Source organism: Micromonospora sp. WMMA1996, from assembly GCF_002573675.1.
GTDB lineage: Bacteria > Actinomycetota > Actinomycetes > Mycobacteriales > Micromonosporaceae > Micromonospora > Micromonospora sediminicola.
On the sequence record NZ_PDHU01000001.1, the window covers coordinates 287,408 to 305,279 of the forward strand.

The following is a 17,872-nucleotide window of genomic DNA, read 5'->3' on the forward strand; positions in this document are numbered from 1 at the left end:
GCACCGGTGACGGGGCCGGCGGGTCACCGCCGGCCCCGTCCCCGCGTCCGTGCCCGGTTCCTCCCGGCCGTCCCGCCGGCCGCCGCGTCGGCCGCCAGGTCCGACGCCCGCCGGCTCAGCTCCTCGACCCGGTCGCGCAGCCGGCCCACCGAGTCCCCGGAGTCCGGGTCGGACACCTCGTCGAGCAGCCCCACGTAGTCCCCGGCCAACCGCAGGTAGCCCGGCCCGCCGGTCCGGTCCAGGTCGATGATCTGCTGGGCCAGCACCGCCGTGGCGGCACCCAGTGCGGCCCGCTCGTCGGCGCGCGCGTCCCGCCCGGCCCGGCGGGCGTCGGCCAGCCGGCCGGCCCGCCGACCGCCCAGCCAGAGCGCCGCCGCGCCGGCCACCACGCCGACGACCGCGCCGCCGGCCAGCAGGTAGCGGGGCAGCGACGGGCTGATCGTCCGCGCGCCGTCGGGCAGCAGGCCGGTGCGGACCAGCCGGTCGTAGTTGAGCACGATCACCTTCAGCGCCTCGATCGGCCGGTCCACGAACGCGTCCGCGCCCTGGCTGATCACGGTTTCGGTGACCATCGACCGGCCGATGTCGCGCGGGCTGTCGCCACCGACCCGGGAGCAGCCGTAGGTGTCCCAGTCGTCGCCGTCGCGGCTCATCGCCAGCACCAGCGTGCCCCCGGTGGCCCGTTCGGTGTCGGCGCACGCCTCGCGCAGGTCCGCTCCCGGCGACATCAGCAGCACCACCAGCCGGCGGTTGCCGACGACCCGCTCGGCCGCGGTCCGGTCCAGGTCGACGCCGGGCGCCGCGTAGACCGACGACGCCCGCACGTGCCGGGCCACCGGGCCGTCGAACAGGCCGCCGGACCACAGCGCCCACCCGGCCAGCGCCAGGCAGGCCAGCACCGCCCGGCCGAACGCGGTGCCGACCAGCCGGCCGAGCATCCGGCGCGCGACGGCGGTCACGAGAGCCTCCCCCGCAGGTAGACGTCCGGCCGGTAGCCGGGCATCCGCACGTCCCGGGCCACCTGGTTCAGCTCGGCCGCCGCGTCGGCCAGCAGCCCGCGTACGTGCCGGTCGGGCAGGCCGTCGTCGAGCGCGTACCGGGCCGCGCGCAGCCGGCCGACGCCCCGCACCAGCGCCGGGTCGCTGCGGGCGTCGGTGAGCACTGACAGCTCCACGGCCAGCGCGGAGAGCCCGGCCAGCCGGGCCGGTGTGCCACCCGGCCCGACGTCGCCCGGCCGGCTCCGGCCGGCGCCGCGCACGGTCCGGATCGACAGCACCACGAACCCGGCCACGCAGCCGGCGAAGAGCCAGGGCAGCGCCGGCAGCGCCACCCGCAGCGGGTCGAACGGCCGGTACGGCAGCGGCCTGTCGAACAGTCCCGCGTAGCGCACGTCGGTCACCCGCGCCAGGTATGCGCCGAGCACGTTGAGCTGCGGATAGTCGTAGCGGCTGAGCCGGCCGCCGTACTGCGCGTAGAAACTGACGCCGGCCACCTCGGCGAAGTCCGCCGCGCCGGGACCGTGGTACTCGATCCAACCGCCGTACATCACCACCACCGGCCGCTGCGGGGCGAGCCGGTGCAGCGCCGGCCCGTACGCCGGCACCGGCGTCCCGTACGGCTGGGCCGGCAGCACCACGAACCAGGCCCCGCCCGGGAACGCGTCCCGCGCGTCGTCCTCCGGCAGCCGGGGCAGCGTGGCGCCGGGCCCGACGTACCGGCCGGTGGCGCGCAGCGCGGCGGTGACCGGGGCCAGCTCGGCGGCGGTCGGTTCCCGCCACCGCAGGTCGTCGCGGTCCGCCGGGGCGGGTTGTTCGCGCAGCCCGGCGAGCAGCGCGAGCACCTGCCCGGTCACGTCGCCGGTGGCGAACTGCGCCCGCCAGCCCGGCAGGTCGTCCGGGGTGGCCAGGTAGGGGCCGCCGCTGACCTCGGTGCCGACGATCCGGACGGTGGCGTTCTCCACGTCCTTCACCCGCTTGCGTTCCGCCTCGTCCAGGCCGGGCGGCGCGACCAGGATCCGGGTGCCGTCACCGCCGATGGCGGCCCGGACCCGAGCCTCGTCCCAGCGCGCGACCGCCCCGGGCAGCCGGACCACCGGGTCGACCTCGACCAACGCGGTCATCTCCTCGACCGACGGGACCGTGGCGTCGCTCAGCTCACCGGCGGAACCCTCGGCGGGCAGCGTGGCCGACGACGGCGAGCGCCCGTAGCTGACCGTCACGCTCTGCCGCTGCGCCACCAGGAACACCGCCAGCACGGCCACCGCGACCACCAGCAGCGACCAGCGCAGCACCTCCCGCCGTACGGTCACCGGCCGTCCCGCCACAGCTCGTCGGCGCGGCGGGCGTGGTCGGCGGCCTCGTGGGCCGCGTCCGCGCCGCCGCGCGCGGCCGCCAGCAGCTCGGCCCGGGCCAGCAGCCGTTCCGCCTCGGGCACCGGCGTCCGGGCGGCGTCCCGGCTGACGCCGGCGTCGTGGATCGCCGCCCGCGCCGACGACCAGGCCACCCGCCGGTCCTCGGCGCGGGCGCGGCGCCGGGGCAGCAGCGCGGCGACGAAGCCGGCGGCCACCGCCATGACACCCCCGCCCAGCCAGGGCAGCACGCTCAAGGTCATGATCCCTGTCTAACGCACCGCCGCCAGCGACGCCGACGAGTACCCCTCCTGGAAGCCGTCCATGAACGCGCCCGCCATCCCCGACACGACGCACCCGGCGCAGCACAGGATCACCAGGATCGCCGGCACCGCGACCCAGAGGACGGTCGTCCAGTTGATCCCGTCCGGCTCCGGCGCGTACCCCGGCGGGTACTGCGGCGGATAGTGCGGCTGGTACGGATCCGGCTGGTACGGGTCGTGAGGATGCACCCGGCCATCCTGCCCACCACCCGCGGCCGCCGGAAGATCCGCTCGGACCGGCCACCTCGACCGGTCAGGCCCGGTGCGCGTCCAGGTGGGTGAGCACGGTCTGGTTGGCCTCCCAGCCGTCCGGGAACTTCACCGGCACGTCCAGGTGCACCCGCTCGGTCGACGGGTACGCGTCCAGCAGCTCACCGATGCCGGCCCGGGCGACCACCACGCAGGCGTGCCGGTGCCGCGACGCCAGCACGCACAGCCGCCCCGACTCCAGGTGGAACGCGGTCGCGTCGCGCCGGCCGGAGAGCGGGTGCAGCACGATCGTCACGTCGTACTCCCGGCCCTGGAGCCGGTTGGCGGTGTCCACCGTGATGCCCGCGCCGGCCGCGCCCAACCGGGACCGGATGGCCGCGACCTGGTCGCGGTGCGCGGCGCCGACGGCGATCCGGTCCGCGCCCACCGGCAAGCCGCCGGGCGCGGCCTCGCTGACCGCGACCGCGCCACGCGCCAGCACCCGCAGCGCCAGCTCCGCGCAGGCCGCCGCGGCCTCGCCGTCGGTACGCACGGTGTGCCGCGCCGGCAGCTCGTGCAACGCCCAGCCGGTGGCGGCGGCCAGCTCGACCGAGGCGTCGTAGGCGTCGCCCGGCCCCGGCTCGGTGAACGTCAACGCCCGGTCGGCCGGCCCGGTGCCCGCGCGGAACCCGGTGAACGGGTAGAACGCGGCGGACACCACCGGCGCGGCCGAGGCGGGCAGCCGCCACGACACCGGCAACCGGTGCACCGGCAGCTCCGGGTTGTGCCGCAGCAGCGTGGCCACCGCCGACTGCATCGGATCCCAGGTCAGGCCGGTCCACCGGGCGGTCTCGACGGTGGAGAACGGGTCGAGCTGCCCCGGGTCGCCGACGAACAGGGCCCGCTCGAACCGCCCGGCCACGCGCAGCAGCGCGTCCGCCCGCATCTGGTACGCCTCGTCCACGATCGCCCACGGCCAGGTGCCCTCGGTGACCGTGGCCCACTTGGCCGCCGTGGCGATGGTCACCGCCGGCCCACCCAGGTCGGCGACCTTCGCCGCGACCCGGACCGCCGGATGGGCGGTGACCCGCTCGGTGGGCCGGTAGTCGGCCGCGGAGAGCCGGCCGACGCGCAGCTCGGGCGCCTTGCGGCCGAGCCTGTCGATGAGGTCGTCGACCTGCTCGTTTGTCTGCGCCACGATCATCAGCGGGTCACCGGTGACGGCGAGTTCGACCGCCGCGCGGACGACGAGGGTCGACTTGCCGGCACCGGGCGGCGAGTCGACCACGACGCCGCGGTGCGCGCCCTCGCGCACGTCGCGCAGCACACTCTCGACCACGTGCAAGGAAGGGCCCCTTCTTAACGCATCCGGTAGAGGCGGGGCCCCTTCTTAACACGCCCGGGGTAAGACTGCCGGCATGAGTGAAGCACCGGTGCTCTACCTCATCATCTGCGCCGCTCCCCCGGCCCAGCGGATCGGCGAACTCGCCGAACTGCTCGCCGCCGACGGCTGGCGGGTCTGCCTGATCGCCACCCCGATCGCCTCGACCTGGCTCGACCGCGACGAACTCGCCGCGCAGACCGGCCATCCGGTACGCGCCGAGTGGCGCCGCCCCGGCGACCCCGAGCCACACCCGCCGGCCGACGCCGTCGCCGTCGTGCCGGCCACCTTCAACACGCTGAACAAGTGGGCGGCCGGGGCGAGCGACACGCTGGCCCTGGGCATCCTCAACGAGATGCTCGGCGCGGGACCGCCGATCCACGTGTTTCCCCGGGTCAACGCCGCGCTGGCGGCGCATCCCGCCTACCGGCCGAACCTGCGGCAGCTGCGCGAGGCGGGAGTGGTGGTGCACGACGGGGACGTGCTGCGGTCACCGGACGAGATGACGCCGAGCCGCTGGGCAGCGGTGGTCGACGCGCTGCGCGCGGCGCGACCCGACGCCTAACGGGACCGGGGAACCTGGCGGTTGAAGCGGGGGCGTAGCGCCAGGACCAGCGCTTCCTTCGTACCCTCGGGGTTGTCGGTCTCCTGCCAGCGGACCTCGCGCCGCCCCAGCCACCCGGCGATGTCGTCGCGGGTCGCGGCCTGGCCCGGCGTGTCGAGGAGCTGGCCGACCTGGTCGTGCAGCACCGACGAGTCGCGGTTGCCGGTGAGGTGCTGGCGCAGCCGGGCGCGCAGGTTGCCGGTGTAGCCGACGTAGACGACCACACCGCCGTCGAGCACCAGGTGCACGCCGGGCGCGGCCGGCGCGCCGGCGACGACCTCCATCGTGTACGGCAGGGCCGGCGTGAACCCGGCCAGCAGGTCTTCGGTGTCCAGCACCCGGGCGACGCTACCGGTGTCCGCGCAGCTCCGTTGCCCCACACGACCCGGCGTGACCGTCCGGTAGCGGGCAGCGCCCACCGTCGGGCAGCCGCACGTCGCCTGCGGCCAGCGCTCCGGCACGTGTACGCGCACGGCGAGCGCGGCGACGAGCACGTCCTCGTCGGTGACCGGGGTGGGGACGGGAAAGTCGGCGGACATCGGTGGGCGCCTCCGGGGTCGGTGTGTGTCGTGCAGTGGCGCCGGGGCGGGCGGGGTCGGTGGGCAGCCGCGATCGGGGGACGCGGCAACGCCGGAGCCCAGCACCCGCCCCGGGCCTGCTTCTGCGCCACCGCTCATGTCGAGCGGCGACTGTCCGGCCACCCCGCGCAGGTGCTGACGGGCGGGCTCTCACAGCAGGCTTGGTGCGGGGTGCCGGGCCGGCGTTGCTCTGCCACCCCGGCACTGATCGGGCACTGGTGCCCGGACGAGCCGTTCCGGTGCCAACCCGAGCGACTAGATGACAATCCATGCCACTAGGCGCTATAGGTCAACCACGAGGAAGAGGTGAGAGGATCGGCGTTAGGTGCCAGCCCGGAAGGATCACGCGTGTCGCCGATCCCGCTCAGCTATACCGACATCGCCGCCGACATCGCGGCAAGGATCAAGGTGGGTGAGTACGAGCCCGGAGCCAAGTTGCCGTCGTACTCCCAGCTCGTCGACCTCTACTCCGTGTCGTTTTCCACCGCGGCTCGCGCCATCGCGCTGCTTCGCGACCGCGGCATCGTCGTCGGCGCACCCGGGCGCGGCGTCTTCGTCGCCGATCGAGCTGGCGGATAGCCCGAAGGGCTGCGCGAGAGCGCCTCCGAGCTCGAGGCTGCTCCGGTCAGCTACCTTGAACGGCTGCCGCTCGAGCCACGTTCGCGAGAGCAAACCTCACGCCGCTACCCTGTGAACGGCCCGGCAGCGCCGCCGGTTGAACCGGCACGCCGACGCAAGAGGGCATCCGGACAAGGCCGTCGCCAGGTAGGACGATCAGACAGCGGTGGTTTCGCGGTGGTGACTCAGGTGCTAGTAAGAGTCCGTGAACACCCACCTCCAGGACCCCAAGCGGCGAAGCTACGGAACCCCATGATTGTCGCTGTTCCCGTCTCGAGCGATCACGCCGATGCATCCAACGACCAGCCGGTGACCTACGGTGCCCCCTCGGGTCGAGGTGCCTGATGTCCGAGAACGATCCCCGCATCAGCAGCGCGTGGGAGACCTATCGCAACTTCCTGGACCATGCGCCGCCGCACCAAGTCACGCAGCAGCTTCGTAGCCTCTCGGTCCCCGAGAACCTCATCGCCGAGCTCATCAAGCGACACGAGGTGGAGACGACCAAAATCCTCGAGCTCAAGGAGCCCTTGGGGCTGGGCCGGGAGAACGCCACGCCGTGGTACGCAGGCCCCCGCAAGGGTGACCGCAACTGGCCCGCGTTCAAAGCACACCTGCAGCGAAACCTGGACGAGGACGCCGTTGACACCATCAACGAAGCCTCGGACAAGGTTGTCGCCATGTTGGATCACCCGGCGAAACCTGCCTTCGACTCACGTGGGCTCGTGGTCGGCCACGTCCAGTCCGGCAAGACCAGCAACTTCACGGGTGTCATTTGCAAAGCCGCAGATCGCGGTTACCGAATTTTCATCGTACTGTCCGGCGTCCACAACGCCCTCCGACGCCAGACACAGACCAGGCTCATCCGCGATGTGGTCAGACTGAATCCCACGCTCTGGCATCAGATCACGACCCCCGAGCACGACTTCACTCCGCCGCCGAACCCTGCGGCCCTTCTTGCCGCGAAAGATCAACACCTCCTGCTCGTAGTGAAAAAGAACGCCGTTGTGCTGCGCAAGCTGCGGAAGTGGCTCGTCGGGGCTCGGGCACATCTGCAGAACTGCCCCGCGCTGCTGATCGACGACGAAGCCGACCAGGCGACAATTGCAACCAAGAGCATCAATCCACTGATCGCGGGCGTCCTTCGGCAACTGCCCCGTGTGTGCTACGTGGGCTACACGGCCACCCCGTTCGCGAACTTGCTGGCCGACCCGGTCGGCAAGGAGGACTTCTACCCACGCGACTTCATCCTGAGTCTGCCCAGAAGTGAGGACTACCAGGGCCCGGAAACGTTGTTCGGACGCTCGCCGCTCGACGGCGAGGACCCTGCGAACGTGCCCGGCGGGCTCGACATGATCCGAGAAATCCCCGACGACGAGGTCGCTGCGATGCGACCCGCAAAGAAGTCGGACATCGCGACCTTCGAGCCGAAGGTGACGCCGTCATTCCGGAAGGCGATCCTTTGGTTTTGGTTGTCGACAGCTGCACGCCGGGTGCGCTCCGGCAAGGCGGAACATTCGTCGATGCTGGTCCATGCCCACTCCGACACTAGGGTGCACGACTCGTACAAGCTACCGCTGGAACAGCTCAAGCTCGAGACGGGCAAGCAGCTCGCAGCCGAGGATCACGGGTTACTCGTAGAATTGCGCAGACTGTGGGAGGCCGAGACTGGCCGTGTGCCTGCCGACGAACTCGGCGAGCACAGCGTGACCTACGAAGACGTGGCCGGTTTCCTCCCGCAGGTCATCACCGACACCAAGATCATCATGGACCACTACCGAAGCACCAACCGGCTCGACTACGAATCGGGTGCGACGACGGTCATCGCAGTGGGCGGCAACACACTCTCGCGCGGCCTGACCCTGGAGGGCCTCGTCGTCAGCGTGTTCGTCAGGTCCTCCGACGTCTACGACACGCTGCTGCAGATGGGTCGGTGGTTCGGCTACCGCCCGGGTTATAAGGACTTGCCGCGCATCTACATGCCCGCGGAGATGCGCAGGTGGTTCACCCACCTGGCCACGGTTGAGGCAGAGATGCGGAGCGAGATCGATCGCCTTCTGGTCGAGCACAAGACACCACTCGAGATGGCGGTTCGCATCCGTTGCCATCCAAAGATGCGCGTGACGGCTCCGAGCAAACAGAAGGCAGCCGTCCGTGCCGCCGCCGCTTACGGCGGCGCACTGGTGGAGAGCCGGTATTTCCCCGCGGGCAAGGGCGAGGAGGCCGAGAAGTGGCACGCCAACAACGCCAAGGCGGTCATGCGGCTTCTGCAAGCCAGTGGCACGGACGGCTGGCAGGACGGATCGCCGGTGCCCGGCAGACGGCTGTGGCGCGACGTACCTGGTGATCACATTCTTCGGTTCGTTCGGACATACCGCTTCCATGAGAAGTCCACCGACGCAGCGGCCGGCTTGATTTCCGCATACATCGAGAAGCGGATGGATACGGGTGGTCTGACGGCTTGGAACGTTGGTGTCCTCGGCGTCGACCCTGCACCGAATGCATCGAAAGCAGGCTCGAGCCCCAAGAAGGTGGAACTCCCTGGAGGTGACGTCGTCGGAACCGTGGTGCGTACGCGGTTGACCGCCAATCGGTACGACGACGTTGCCGACATCAAGACTCTGACCGGCTCTCGCGACGAGGGTCTCGATCTCAAGCTCGACAAAGTGCCTGCCGTCAATCGGACCATCCTGCAGAACGAGCGCTCCAAGCAACAGCCCGAGAAAGGATTGGTGCTACTCTACCCGATCGATGCGGAGTCCAAGGCGACGAAACAGGACCGCGCGGACCTGAACATTGTCGGCCCCGCCGTCGTCTGGGGAGGGGCACTGGTGTTTCCCAAACCCATCGGCGGGCAGGACGTCGAGGTCGAGTACGACTACCTGGCTGCCGACCTGTCACGGGTTTTCCCCGCAGCGACCGACGAGGAGCCGGAGGACGTTTCCGTCCTCGACCAGGACCTGGACACCGACGTTCCGGCGGCTGCGCCGTGACAGGTGCACGCAACAGCCAGGAGGCAGCGCTCCGACGGACGCTGGAAGGTCTCTGGAGGGAGCTCGCCGAAAACCAGTCGGCCAGCGACGACAGGACATTGCAGAGTATTGAGCTTGCGCTTCCTACACCCGCCGGACCGTTGCGATTGGCGTCGGACTCGTACGGGCTTCCGCACTTGCTAGTGCCGGTGGCAAAAGACACCAAGGACGTCGAGGACAGGCGAAGTTCGGGAGTACACCTCACGACACGGACTTTGCTAGCCGACGACGAGATGGTCCGGTTCCTCGACCTGGAGTGCAGGCGAACGGCTCTCACTGGCGTCTTCATGGGCCTGGTGGCAGACATCTGCACGGTCCTCGCCGGGACGGAGTTCGCGCCGGAACAAGCGGTGCCGGAAGCGCTGGAGGCATGGCGTGAACTCCTCGGCGGCCGGCCGCAGTGGACCCCGCAGCGGCTCGCCGGCCTTTATGGCGAGCTCCTCGTGTTGGAACACCTCCTGGCCGTCGACCCAGGGGCGGCTGACACCTGGACCGGCCCGACCGGAGCCGCTCAGGACTTCCGCACCCACCCCAACGCCATCGAGGTAAAGACGACGACGTCCGTCCAGGGCCGGCTGATCCACGTTCACGGGCTGGAGCAGCTCGTCCGACCGCCAGCGGGATCGTTAAGGATCGCCTGGTTTCGGTTGAAGGCGTCGGCGCCAGGTGTCTCGGATGACGTCCCGTCGATCGTAGAACGTTGCCTCGCAGCAGGTGAACCCCGCACGATCCTTTCCCGCCTCGATCGGCTGGGACTTCCAGCTCTGTCGTCGTCCGAGATCCGGGCGGCGAGCTTCTCACTCATTGATCAACGCCTGTTCGAGGTCGACGAGGCCTTCCCGAGCATCACGCCGGCCAGCTTCTCATCCGGAGTGGTTCCGGCAGGCGTCAGCGGCGTCGAGTACTATATTGATCTTGACACGGTCGCATCATTGGCCGGGGACCTGCATCAAGCGGTGAGACAATTTCTGGGGGCACGGTGACGAGGCCCGGATGGTACGCCCAACCGTTCCGGGCCGACGGCGGCATAACCGCGGAAGGTCTCCGGAACCAGCTGGGGCGGCCGACCCTGTCGGTGTTGACCGTGCTGGTCCGTGAGTCGGCCCAGAACAGCTGGGACGCAAAGACGTCTGCCGCCGTATCGTTCAAGCTGGATCTGATCACGGTGTCGCCAGCACATCGGCAAGCGTGGGTGGAGCTCCTTGCGCCATCCGCGCCGACCGATCCCGCAGCTGCCCGTACGCTCCCCGCGCTGTTCCGCAGCTCCACGATCCGATATCTTGCGGTCTCAGACCGAGGCACCTCTGGATTGGGCGGACCGACACGATCGGACGTCTACGCGGAGCCCAACCAGCGCGGATGGTTGTCATTCGTGCTAAACAGCGGGGAGCGACAGGACGTCGACGGTGGCGGCGGTACATATGGATACGGCAAGGGCGCCTTCTTCCTCGCGTCCCGGGTCGGGACGGTGCTTATCTACACGCGGTTCCGTGAGGGAGATCAGTTGCGTTCCCGGCTGATCGGCTCAGCGCTGCTGAGCTCGACCACCGTGAACGGGGTGCCGTACACCGGGCGGCACTGGTGGGGCCTGCCCGGCCCGGACCATTGCGATCCCCTGTCGGGTCAGGATGCCGACGTCACGGCGCGCCGTCTGGGACTGCCTGGGTTCGAAAAGAACGAAACCGGCACCACCGTGGTGGTAATCGATCCGGATCTCTCGGATCCTTCACTGCCCGACGACGACGCCGACGAAATGTCCACTGAAGCTGCCGGGCGTTACCTGGCGGATGCTGCAGCGTGGAACCTGTGGCCCGTGACCCTTGCCGACCGCGCGGTTCGTATGCACGTCTCGGTCTCGGCACACGGCGTGCGTGTCCCCGTCCCTTCCGAACACGACGACGCCGTCCTGGCCAACTTCGCCGCGGCATATCGGACGGCAATGGGCGAACGCGCCACGGCGCTGTTCTGTATGAGGCCGAAACAGGAGCTGGGTCGATTCGGCCATCAGGACACGTTCGGCGCGAAGGTGACGTCACCGGCTGCGGCCGAGCTGGGCCTAGTCGGTTCGCCTCATCACGTGTGCCTCATGCGGTTGCCGGATCTGGTCGTGCAGTACCTACCGGGTCAGACCAAAGCTCATCCCGATGTCGGATATACCGCGGTCTTCAAGGCGAACGATGAACTGGACTCGACCTTCTCGAAGTCGGAGCCACCAACGCACGATGGTTGGGTCGATGTCCAGTTGACCGGGCGCGACGCGACCTTCATTCGGGTGGCGCGTAAGCGAATGCTGGAGCAGTGTTCGGCCATCGCGGGGCCGAAGACGCAAGGCTCGCAGGCCATTGCGGTACCGGTCGGCAGCATCGCACAGCGGCTGGGTTTTCTCCTCTCCAGTGTGGGCGGCACCGGCGCGGCCGACTCGAACCCGGCTGGCGATGGTGCCATCTACGGCTGGGCAGAATCCCGCTTTGCGGCTCCGACCGGCAGTGGTTCCGGCGCCGTAGCGCCGAGGCATGGACGCCGCACAACGTCCGCGCCTCGGCGCCAGTCCAGGCCAATGCTTGTCGGCTCCCCCTTCTTCGCCTCGCACGCGGGCCGAGCCGTCCTGGTCCAAAAGGTCCGCGTGTCCGGCCCGACTACGCTTAGAGGCTCCGCTTCGGTGTTCACTGGAGAGGGATCACTGGAAACCACCAGACCGGCCGGGGGTGCCGTTCCTGAAGTGTTGGGCTGGCGTCTGGACGGCAATGTGACGCTCGGTGATCTCGTCGAGGTAGACGAGGGCACGAGCGAGTGTGAGCTGTTGGTGTTACCGGTGGTGGATGCGGCCGTGGACGTTGCAGTGGAGACGATCCCGCAATGAGCGGGCGGGCGTACCCGTATCGGACAGCCAACGACCATGTGTCGGGAGATCCGTGGGTCCACACGGACGAGGGGGTTCCCGCGGCTGATCATTCACCGAGCTGGGACTACGGCACGCTGCTGCACTTCGCTCGGCGCGTGACCGTCGACGTACCGGCGCTCCTGACCGACTGTGGGTTCAACGGGACCGTGTCACTCGCCATGAACGTGCGGTACTGGCCCTCGACTTCGCTGCTGCGGCGCTCCGCAGCACAGGTACCGCTCCGATGCGACGGCATGTCCGGGCAGATCGAGACGATCCTCGAGGTCGAGATCCCCGGCACGGATCTCGCTGGCGCCCTCACGCTGGAGACGACAATCGCGCTGGCCGCAGGAGGCGGGGGTTCGGACCCGTTCGTCGCGCACAGACCAGGCAGCGTGCTTTGGCGTGATCACACCTCGATCCGGCTGGAAGGCAATGCAGGTCTTCTGCCGGTGGCGCCGGTCAGCTTCAAGAACCAGGGTCTGCCGGAACAAGCCGCCTGGTACGTGAGCGTCGACTCGGCCGAGTGGGGCAGCGCGGCGATGGGCAACCTGCTCGTCCTGCTCAACGACGACAACGATCAGGTCAGCGAGGCCGTACGAAAACCGAGGGACCCGCGCGCCGCGGTCCTCTGGGACGCCCTCACGGTGGACGTGGTGTACGACCTGGTCGGTCGGGCGTTGGAGGACGACGAATTCCCTTCGGAAGACGAGGTGACGTACCGCGACGGGGAGGTGACGACCGCAGCTTTGGTATACGGCCTGATCAGGGCTTTCCTGAAAATGCCGAACGAGACGCTAACGGATGCCACCGACCGTCTTCGGGAGGAACGCCGGCGCGACCCGTCACGGCTGCGCGCCAACGTGCAGAGCAGCCTGTTGTTCCCGGGAGGCGGAACGCCGTGAGCATTCTGTACCCGCGGCTGCTGCCGGGTGAGGCCGAACGGTTGTTCGCGAGTCTGCACGGTCGAAAGCCTGAGGAAATTACCCGTCTCGCGAACGTCGCATCGGAACGGGCTGTCTACGCCGCCACCGGCGGCACGCGCGTCAGTCGGGACGAGTTGCGGCTCCTCGCAACCGAACTGGAAAAGTTCGCCACGGTCAACGGCTTCCCGCACTCGCCCACGACGGCAGGCAGGAACGAATTCGATCGAATGACCGCTCGTCACCTGCACGAGCGGTCCGGCATGGTTCCGGGCGAGGCGTCGCAGCGCCAAGTATGGGCGTTTCTCGCGCTCGTATTGGTGCCCCATGTCTGCGCGTGGCGATTCCCGATGCGAGATGGCGCTTATCTAGCGGATCGATTCAAGGGAACAGACCTCACCAGGCACACCCTAGCGAGGCTGTGGACCCGGGCCCACGTCCTCTACGACCCGTCGCTGCCGGAGCCTTACGAGCTGCTCGCAGGGCTCGGAGAGGCGGATCTGGACCATGTCATGGCGCGCCGGCGCTCGGTGGCGGCGACGCCTGCGTTGGTTCGCGCCATCGTCCGGGCACATGTCGAGGACAGCCGGACGAATGCCGGCGTACCCGCCAGAGCGGTGCATCGCGACTCGTTGCGGCGCCTTCTCCGATTGACGGCCTTCCTCGACCTGGACTGGATGCCTGAGGAAGACCTTTTGGAGCTCGTCAGGGAGCAGCGCCGCGAGTCGAGACGCCTGATCGCCGAAACGGGTGTCAGCGTGGCCGACCTAGAGGAGTCCGGGTCCTGAGACCGCGCCGGCTGTTGCTCGACCCGCCCCAGGTAGGTTGGACTCATGGTGGCGCACCCGCCCGTCCCGAGCTCGCCGGACGTGTCCAGACGCATGAGCCGCCAGCGACGCCGCGACACCGCACCCGAGATCTCGATTCGGCAGCTACTGCATGCCCAGGGGTATCGCTACCGAGTAGCCTGGCCGATTCCGGGTCTACGCCGGCGAACCGTCGACATAGCGTTCACTCGAGCACGAGTGGCCATCTTCATCGACGGGTGCTTCTGGCATTCGTGTCCCGAGCACAAGACCAGTCCGGCCGCTAACGGTGACTGGTGGTCGGCGAAACTCGAGATGAACCGTGTGCGCGACTCGGAGACTAATGCCCACCTCGAGGCGTTGGGTTGGTCCGTCCTAAGAATCTGGGAGCATGAGCCTCCCGCCGACGCGGTCGCTCGCATCGCCGGACTGATTGGCGAGCGTCGCGCAGCCTTTTCAGCCTGAGGCATCAGCGAGGCTGCTTCAATCGTTCAACACTGATTCCTGCGGCGCCCCTGAGATCCGTTCGTCCAGGGCACCCGCAACGTGCCGTCCAATGGCCGCCGCGAGCTCGACAGGAACGGCGTTGCCTATCTGACGAGCAATCTGCAGCTTGCTGCCGCACCACCTGAACTGGTCATCGAACCCTTGCAGTCTAGCGGCCTCGTAGTGGGTCAGCGCCCTGTCCTCAGAAGGATGCAGGTAGCGGCCCTTTTCCGGCTTGAAGAACTCCGTCCGAATGGTCACCGACGGCTGGTCCCACCTGAGGCGCCCCATGACGTCCATTGCGCCGGTCGTGTGCTTCAGCCAGCAGGGCGACTTGAGGTGATCAGGAAGGTTGAATCGGTTGCCACCAGCAGGGATGTGCTTGAACCGCTCCAGAGAAATGTCCTCGTAGCGACGCGTGATATGCAGCTCATGACTGAGGAAGGGCCCACGCATCGACCTGTTGAAATGAGTTACGGAACGGGCCGGCAGGCTCTGTTGATCTCCGGGTACGTAGTGCCGCACGCCATCTAGCGCCTGTCTGACAGTCTTCCAATGCTCTCGACTCAACTCTGGACTCGGGATCTCGATGGGCTCCAGCCCCCGGTGCGTGCCGATGACAATAGCCCGGCGCCTAACTTGCGACGAACCAAAGGCAGCAGCCACAACGACGCCTTCTCTGAGTTCGTAGTCGCGAAGCGCCCCGGTCCCTACGACGGCCTTCATCTGCTGGTACTGGTGACTGTCAAGGAACCTGTCGACGTTCTCGATCACGAAGGCCAACGGCTTGATCATGCCGAGTGCGCGCCAGTACTCGCGCCAAAGCTCATTGCGGGGGTCGTCGTCGAGTCGCTTGCCCAAGTTAGAGAAGCCCTGGCAGGGAGGGCCGCCCACGACCACGTCCGCCTCTGGAACTTGCCCTCCATCCAGCCACTCGGCGATGTCACCATGATGGATATGCTCGGAGCCGAAATTCTCGGCGTAGGTGGCAGCTGCAGCCAGATCGATCTCGACTGCGCCAACAGGCTTGAATCGCCCGGTCTTCCGAAGGCCCTCCGTAAGCCCTCCACATCCGGCGAAGAGGTCCACGACGCGGAAGATCTTCGGCATGGCTGTACCCTAGCCGGCCGTAACGTTCCTAGCCAACGCGGCTTGCCAGACGACTCGCGATCTTAGACAACAGCGCAGGCAGTCAGGGCGCCCTTGCATCGATTTCCCCCTATGAAGTGGCTTCGCGGATGTCGGGTGCTCATCGCGGCCAGCACCTACGGTGCCACCTGCCGACGCCCGCTCTCGATCCGGATGTACCGCGATGTCCGGCTCACCGGAGAGATTCGGCGAGCGCAGGCGGCCAACTACGGCGCCTACGGGGCCCGCAAGGTGCGGCTGACGCTCAACCGTAAAGGCATTACGGTGGCCCCGTGCACCGTCGAACGCCTGATGCGGCAACTGAGGCTCCGTGGGTTGGGGCCGGGCAAGAACCGAAGCACCGCGATCAGCGACGAACACGACACGTGGCTGGCGGACCTAGTGCAACGCAAGTTAACCACCGACCCGGCGGTTGTGGGTCGCCGACTTCACCTACGTGCCCACCTGGTCCGGGATGGCCCACGTCGCGTTCGTCATCGCCGCCTGCTCCCGCCGTATCCTCGGCTGCTGGGCAACCACCAGCATGAAGATCAGCCTCGTCCTCGACGCCCTGGAGATGGCGATCTGTCGCCGGCTGCCACCGCACCAGTGACCTGACCGGGCTGGTGCACCACACATCGATGCGACCGCCGGGCTGAACTCAATCAGTGGATGCGACAACGGCTTGTTCGATCGCGGCTAGCTCGTCGGGCTGGCCGAGGAATGCCTGTACGACTTTCTTGTCGAGGTGGTTGCCGTTCGTGTGCTTGCGTCCCGTGCGTGGAAGCCGCGATACCAAGTCGCCGGTCTTCCGCTCCACGCCGGCCGGGTTGCGGAAGCCCGGCGGGCGCATCTCCAGCGGATGGATGGCTGTGCTCTGCAGCAGCCGGGACAGTTCAATGGCCCGACTGTCCTCCTGCGCCACAGTCCGCCACCTGCTTGCCTCCACCAAGGCACAGGCCAACACAATCTCGTCCCACGTCCAGTCCGCATCCAGGAGCCGCACCGTGAACCCTAGGGCCCGCAGCAGCGCAGCAACCATCCGCTCTGCGCCTAACAAGTCCTTCGACCGCCACGACCCGTCACCGCTCACACCATGGGCACGGCCGACGATGGCTTTGGAGTCGTAGAGCCGGCCTTCGATGTCAAGGAAGTCGTGCTTCGCCCGGCCGAAGGCAGCTGCCCTCAGGAACTCCCTCGTCCAACCCTGTCGAACTCGGCGACCGCGGCGAGGACAGCCTCTCGCGTCACAACGTTGTACGCCACGGCGCCGACGGTAGCCGCCGCCCGAACCCGTCGCGACGGTCTCCTCTCGCCAGACGGCAAACGGCGCCATGTCCTCCGCCTGGATAGTCGCTAGCCTCAAGCGGCGCGGGGTCGGCCGTTAGTACCGCGACGAGCGTTACGCTGCGGTACGCGTCGTAGCGGCGCACCTGGTAGTCGTCTCAGGCCGACTTGTCCCTTGGCGGTCTGGAAGCACTCCTCGATAGCCCACCGCGTGCCGGACACGCGGATGAGTTCCTCGTCGCCGGTGTCGGCCGGTCCGTAGCACAGGTAGTAGGCGCGCTCGGTGAGGTCGGTGATCGACCGGCGGATGAGCAGCCAGCGGGTGAATCCGTGGTCGGCGAGGCCGGTGTCGGGCAGGATGGCCACGGCCCAGTCGAACAGACGGGGCCCTGTCGGCGTACAGGTGAACGGGACCAGCCGCGTACGACCGAACGGAGCCAGTCCGCCGTACCCGCGAACGCCCCTCATGATCAGGACGACTTCGACATCGATCAGTTGGTCCAGGGGCCGACAATCGGCCCGGCGAGGGAGACCAAGCTCGCGCTCACCCAATCCGCCGGAGTCGACGCGGCCCTCGACGAGTGCGGCGGTAGTGGGTCGAGACCAAGACGACCCGCACGGCAGCCGCGCAGCGGCGAGGAGCGGAAGCGGCGCGGTAGTAGGGGCTATCCGGCTGCCTTCACGGCAACGACATGCGCCAGCCGGGGCCTGGGCCGCGGGTAGGAGGCTGGCCCCGTTCATCCGTACCTACCTGGCCCCGTTCACCCGTGCGCCGACAGGCCCCTTAGCGCCGGCGTCGCAGCTGCGCCGTTTCCAAGCTGGGGCTGGGGCAGCGGCGCCCAGTTCATCGGCGCGGGCGCTGCCGCCGTCGGTCGGGATTTTCTGGCTGCAGGCCACGGCCAGGACGTAGGCCATGCGGCGGCCTTGCAGCCACAGCCGAAACTTGCGGTCCTTGCCGTAGGCCTCGTCGGCGGTCACCCACCGGGCCGGCAGCCCCGCGTCCAGCGCGCGGCGCAGCACCTGCAACCCCAGTGCCGGCTTGGTCGCGAACCGCACCTTCACAGGTACCGCGGCTTCGGTCCGCCGGGCGTCATCGGCGTACCAGCCCTGCGGCAGATGCAGCTCCCGGTCGACCAAGGTGCGCCCATACGCGGACGCGAAGGCCAAGAACACCCCGAGCTGGCAGTTCTCGGTCCGGCCGGCGGTCCCGGAGTACTGACGTTGGACGCAGGCGGACTTTGTTCCCTCGAGCCCGTCTCATCGATGATCAAAACGGCGTCAGGGTCGCCGAG

18 protein-coding genes and 2 pseudogenes are annotated in these 17,872 nt (G+C 68.6%); 10 read left to right on the plus strand and 10 right to left on the minus strand.

Annotated features, from left to right (window positions below; all coding sequences use genetic code 11):
- Positions 1–23: 23 nt before the first annotated feature.
- From COO58_RS01430 to COO58_RS01450, 5 genes are all read right to left on the minus strand, one after another.
- The gene (locus tag COO58_RS01430) at positions 24–959 is read right to left on the minus strand and encodes a hypothetical protein (protein ID WP_255292499.1); all 936 of its coding nucleotides are present in this window, start codon (positions 957–959) and stop codon (positions 24–26) included.
- Positions 956–2,308, minus strand: coding sequence for a hypothetical protein (locus COO58_RS01435; RefSeq protein ID WP_098746029.1), 1,353 nt, complete (start codon positions 2,306–2,308; stop codon positions 956–958). The genes COO58_RS01430 and COO58_RS01435 overlap by 4 nt, the downstream gene beginning before the upstream one ends.
- Positions 2,305–2,610 (minus strand): DUF6403 family protein, encoded by a 306-nt coding sequence (locus tag COO58_RS01440; protein WP_098743514.1) that lies wholly within the window; start codon positions 2,608–2,610, stop codon positions 2,305–2,307. Before COO58_RS01440 ends, COO58_RS01435 begins: the two co-directional genes overlap by 4 nt.
- 9 nt (positions 2,611–2,619) lie before the next feature.
- Positions 2,620–2,859, minus strand: a complete 240-nt coding sequence (locus COO58_RS01445; protein ID WP_098743516.1) for a hypothetical protein — start codon at positions 2,857–2,859, stop codon at positions 2,620–2,622.
- Positions 2,860–2,923: 64 nt separating this feature from the next.
- Positions 2,924–4,204, minus strand: a complete 1,281-nt coding sequence (locus tag COO58_RS01450) for an AAA family ATPase (RefSeq protein WP_098743517.1) — start codon at positions 4,202–4,204, stop codon at positions 2,924–2,926.
- A 73-nt stretch (positions 4,205–4,277) separates the two neighbouring features.
- On the opposite strand from COO58_RS01450, the gene COO58_RS01455 reads away from it, so the two are divergent.
- On the plus strand, positions 4,278–4,805 hold the full coding sequence (locus tag COO58_RS01455; protein ID WP_098743519.1) for a flavoprotein: 528 nt from the start codon (positions 4,278–4,280) through the stop codon (positions 4,803–4,805).
- Here COO58_RS01455 and COO58_RS01460 read toward each other — a convergent pair.
- Positions 4,802–5,383 (minus strand): hypothetical protein, encoded by a 582-nt coding sequence (locus tag COO58_RS01460; protein WP_098743520.1) that lies wholly within the window; start codon positions 5,381–5,383, stop codon positions 4,802–4,804. The two genes, COO58_RS01455 and COO58_RS01460, sit on opposite strands and share 4 nt — an antisense overlap.
- 387 nt (positions 5,384–5,770) lie before the next feature.
- Here COO58_RS01460 and COO58_RS01465 point away from each other — a divergent pair, with 387 nt between their 5' ends.
- From COO58_RS01465 to COO58_RS01495, 7 genes are all read left to right on the plus strand, one after another.
- Complete coding sequence (locus COO58_RS01465) at positions 5,771–6,001, plus strand: winged helix-turn-helix domain-containing protein (protein ID WP_098743522.1); 231 nt, start codon at positions 5,771–5,773, stop codon at positions 5,999–6,001.
- 383 nt (positions 6,002–6,384) lie between these two features.
- Entirely contained in the window at positions 6,385–9,030 is a 2,646-nt protein-coding gene (locus tag COO58_RS01470; RefSeq protein WP_098743523.1) for a Z1 domain-containing protein, read from the plus strand.
- Positions 9,027–10,052 carry a PD-(D/E)XK motif protein gene (locus tag COO58_RS01475; RefSeq protein WP_176558719.1) on the plus strand — a complete coding sequence of 342 codons (1,026 nt, stop codon included), beginning with the start codon at positions 9,027–9,029 and terminating at the stop codon, positions 10,050–10,052. Before COO58_RS01470 ends, COO58_RS01475 begins: the two co-directional genes overlap by 4 nt.
- A 95-nt stretch (positions 10,053–10,147) precedes the next feature.
- Positions 10,148–11,929, plus strand: coding sequence for a hypothetical protein (locus COO58_RS01480; RefSeq protein WP_141561839.1), 1,782 nt, complete (start codon positions 10,148–10,150; stop codon positions 11,927–11,929).
- Positions 11,930–12,066: 137 nt separating this feature from the next.
- A complete protein-coding gene (locus tag COO58_RS01485; RefSeq protein ID WP_141561840.1) occupies positions 12,067–12,855 on the plus strand; it encodes a hypothetical protein in 789 nt (262 codons plus the stop codon).
- Complete coding sequence (locus tag COO58_RS01490; RefSeq protein WP_098743530.1) at positions 12,852–13,661, plus strand: DUF6339 family protein; 810 nt, start codon at positions 12,852–12,854, stop codon at positions 13,659–13,661. Before COO58_RS01485 ends, COO58_RS01490 begins: the two co-directional genes overlap by 4 nt.
- Before the next feature lie 93 nt (positions 13,662–13,754).
- Positions 13,755–14,144 carry a very short patch repair endonuclease gene (locus COO58_RS01495; RefSeq protein ID WP_218012333.1) on the plus strand — a complete coding sequence of 130 codons (390 nt, stop codon included), beginning with the start codon at positions 13,755–13,757 and terminating at the stop codon, positions 14,142–14,144.
- Between the two features lie 18 nt (positions 14,145–14,162).
- Here COO58_RS01495 and COO58_RS01500 read toward each other — a convergent pair whose 3' ends face one another.
- On the minus strand, positions 14,163–15,275 hold the full coding sequence (locus tag COO58_RS01500) for a DNA cytosine methyltransferase (RefSeq protein ID WP_098743533.1): 1,113 nt from the start codon (positions 15,273–15,275) through the stop codon (positions 14,163–14,165).
- Between the two features lie 192 nt (positions 15,276–15,467).
- On the opposite strand from COO58_RS01500, the pseudogene COO58_RS31165 reads away from it, so the two are divergent.
- Together COO58_RS31165 and COO58_RS31170 are read left to right on the plus strand one after the other, a co-directional pair.
- Positions 15,468–15,620: pseudogene (locus COO58_RS31165) on the plus strand (IS3 family transposase); the annotation flags it as partial.
- A 106-nt stretch (positions 15,621–15,726) separates the two neighbouring features.
- Positions 15,727–15,906: a DDE-type integrase/transposase/recombinase gene (locus COO58_RS31170; RefSeq protein ID WP_369700166.1), complete on the plus strand. Its 180-nt coding sequence runs from the start codon at positions 15,727–15,729 to the stop codon at positions 15,904–15,906.
- Positions 15,907–15,954: 48 nt separating this feature from the next.
- Here COO58_RS31170 and COO58_RS01510 read toward each other — a convergent pair whose 3' ends face one another.
- The 3 genes and pseudogenes from COO58_RS01510 to COO58_RS31175 all read right to left on the minus strand — a co-directional run.
- On the minus strand, positions 15,955–16,335 hold the full coding sequence (locus COO58_RS01510; protein WP_141561841.1) for a cobalamin B12-binding domain-containing protein: 381 nt from the start codon (positions 16,333–16,335) through the stop codon (positions 15,955–15,957).
- 320 nt (positions 16,336–16,655) lie between these two features.
- A complete protein-coding gene (locus COO58_RS01515; protein WP_176558721.1) occupies positions 16,656–16,946 on the minus strand; it encodes a hypothetical protein in 291 nt (96 codons plus the stop codon).
- 381 nt (positions 16,947–17,327) lie between these two features.
- A pseudogene (locus COO58_RS31175) lies at positions 17,328–17,765 on the minus strand (transposase); the annotation flags it as partial.
- Between the last annotated feature and the right edge of the window lie 107 nt (positions 17,766–17,872).

Excerpts from the sequence above, each read along its gene's own strand:
- COO58_RS01440 (WP_098743514.1), bottom strand. The coding sequence starts at position 2,610 with ATGACCTTGAGCGTGCTGCCCTGGCTGGGCGGGGGTGTCATGGCGGTG.
- COO58_RS01455 (WP_098743519.1), top strand. The coding sequence starts at position 4,278 with ATGAGTGAAGCACCGGTGCTCTACCTCATCATCTGCGCCGCTCCCCCG.
- COO58_RS01460 (WP_098743520.1), bottom strand. The coding sequence starts at position 5,383 with ATGTCCGCCGACTTTCCCGTCCCCACCCCGGTCACCGACGAGGACGTG.
- COO58_RS01470 (WP_098743523.1), top strand. The coding sequence starts at position 6,385 with ATGTCCGAGAACGATCCCCGCATCAGCAGCGCGTGGGAGACCTATCGC.
- COO58_RS01495 (WP_218012333.1), top strand. The coding sequence starts at position 13,755 with ATGAGCCGCCAGCGACGCCGCGACACCGCACCCGAGATCTCGATTCGG.
- COO58_RS01500 (WP_098743533.1), bottom strand. The coding sequence starts at position 15,275 with ATGCCGAAGATCTTCCGCGTCGTGGACCTCTTCGCCGGATGTGGAGGG.
- COO58_RS01510 (WP_141561841.1), bottom strand. The coding sequence starts at position 16,335 with ATGGTTGCTGCGCTGCTGCGGGCCCTAGGGTTCACGGTGCGGCTCCTG.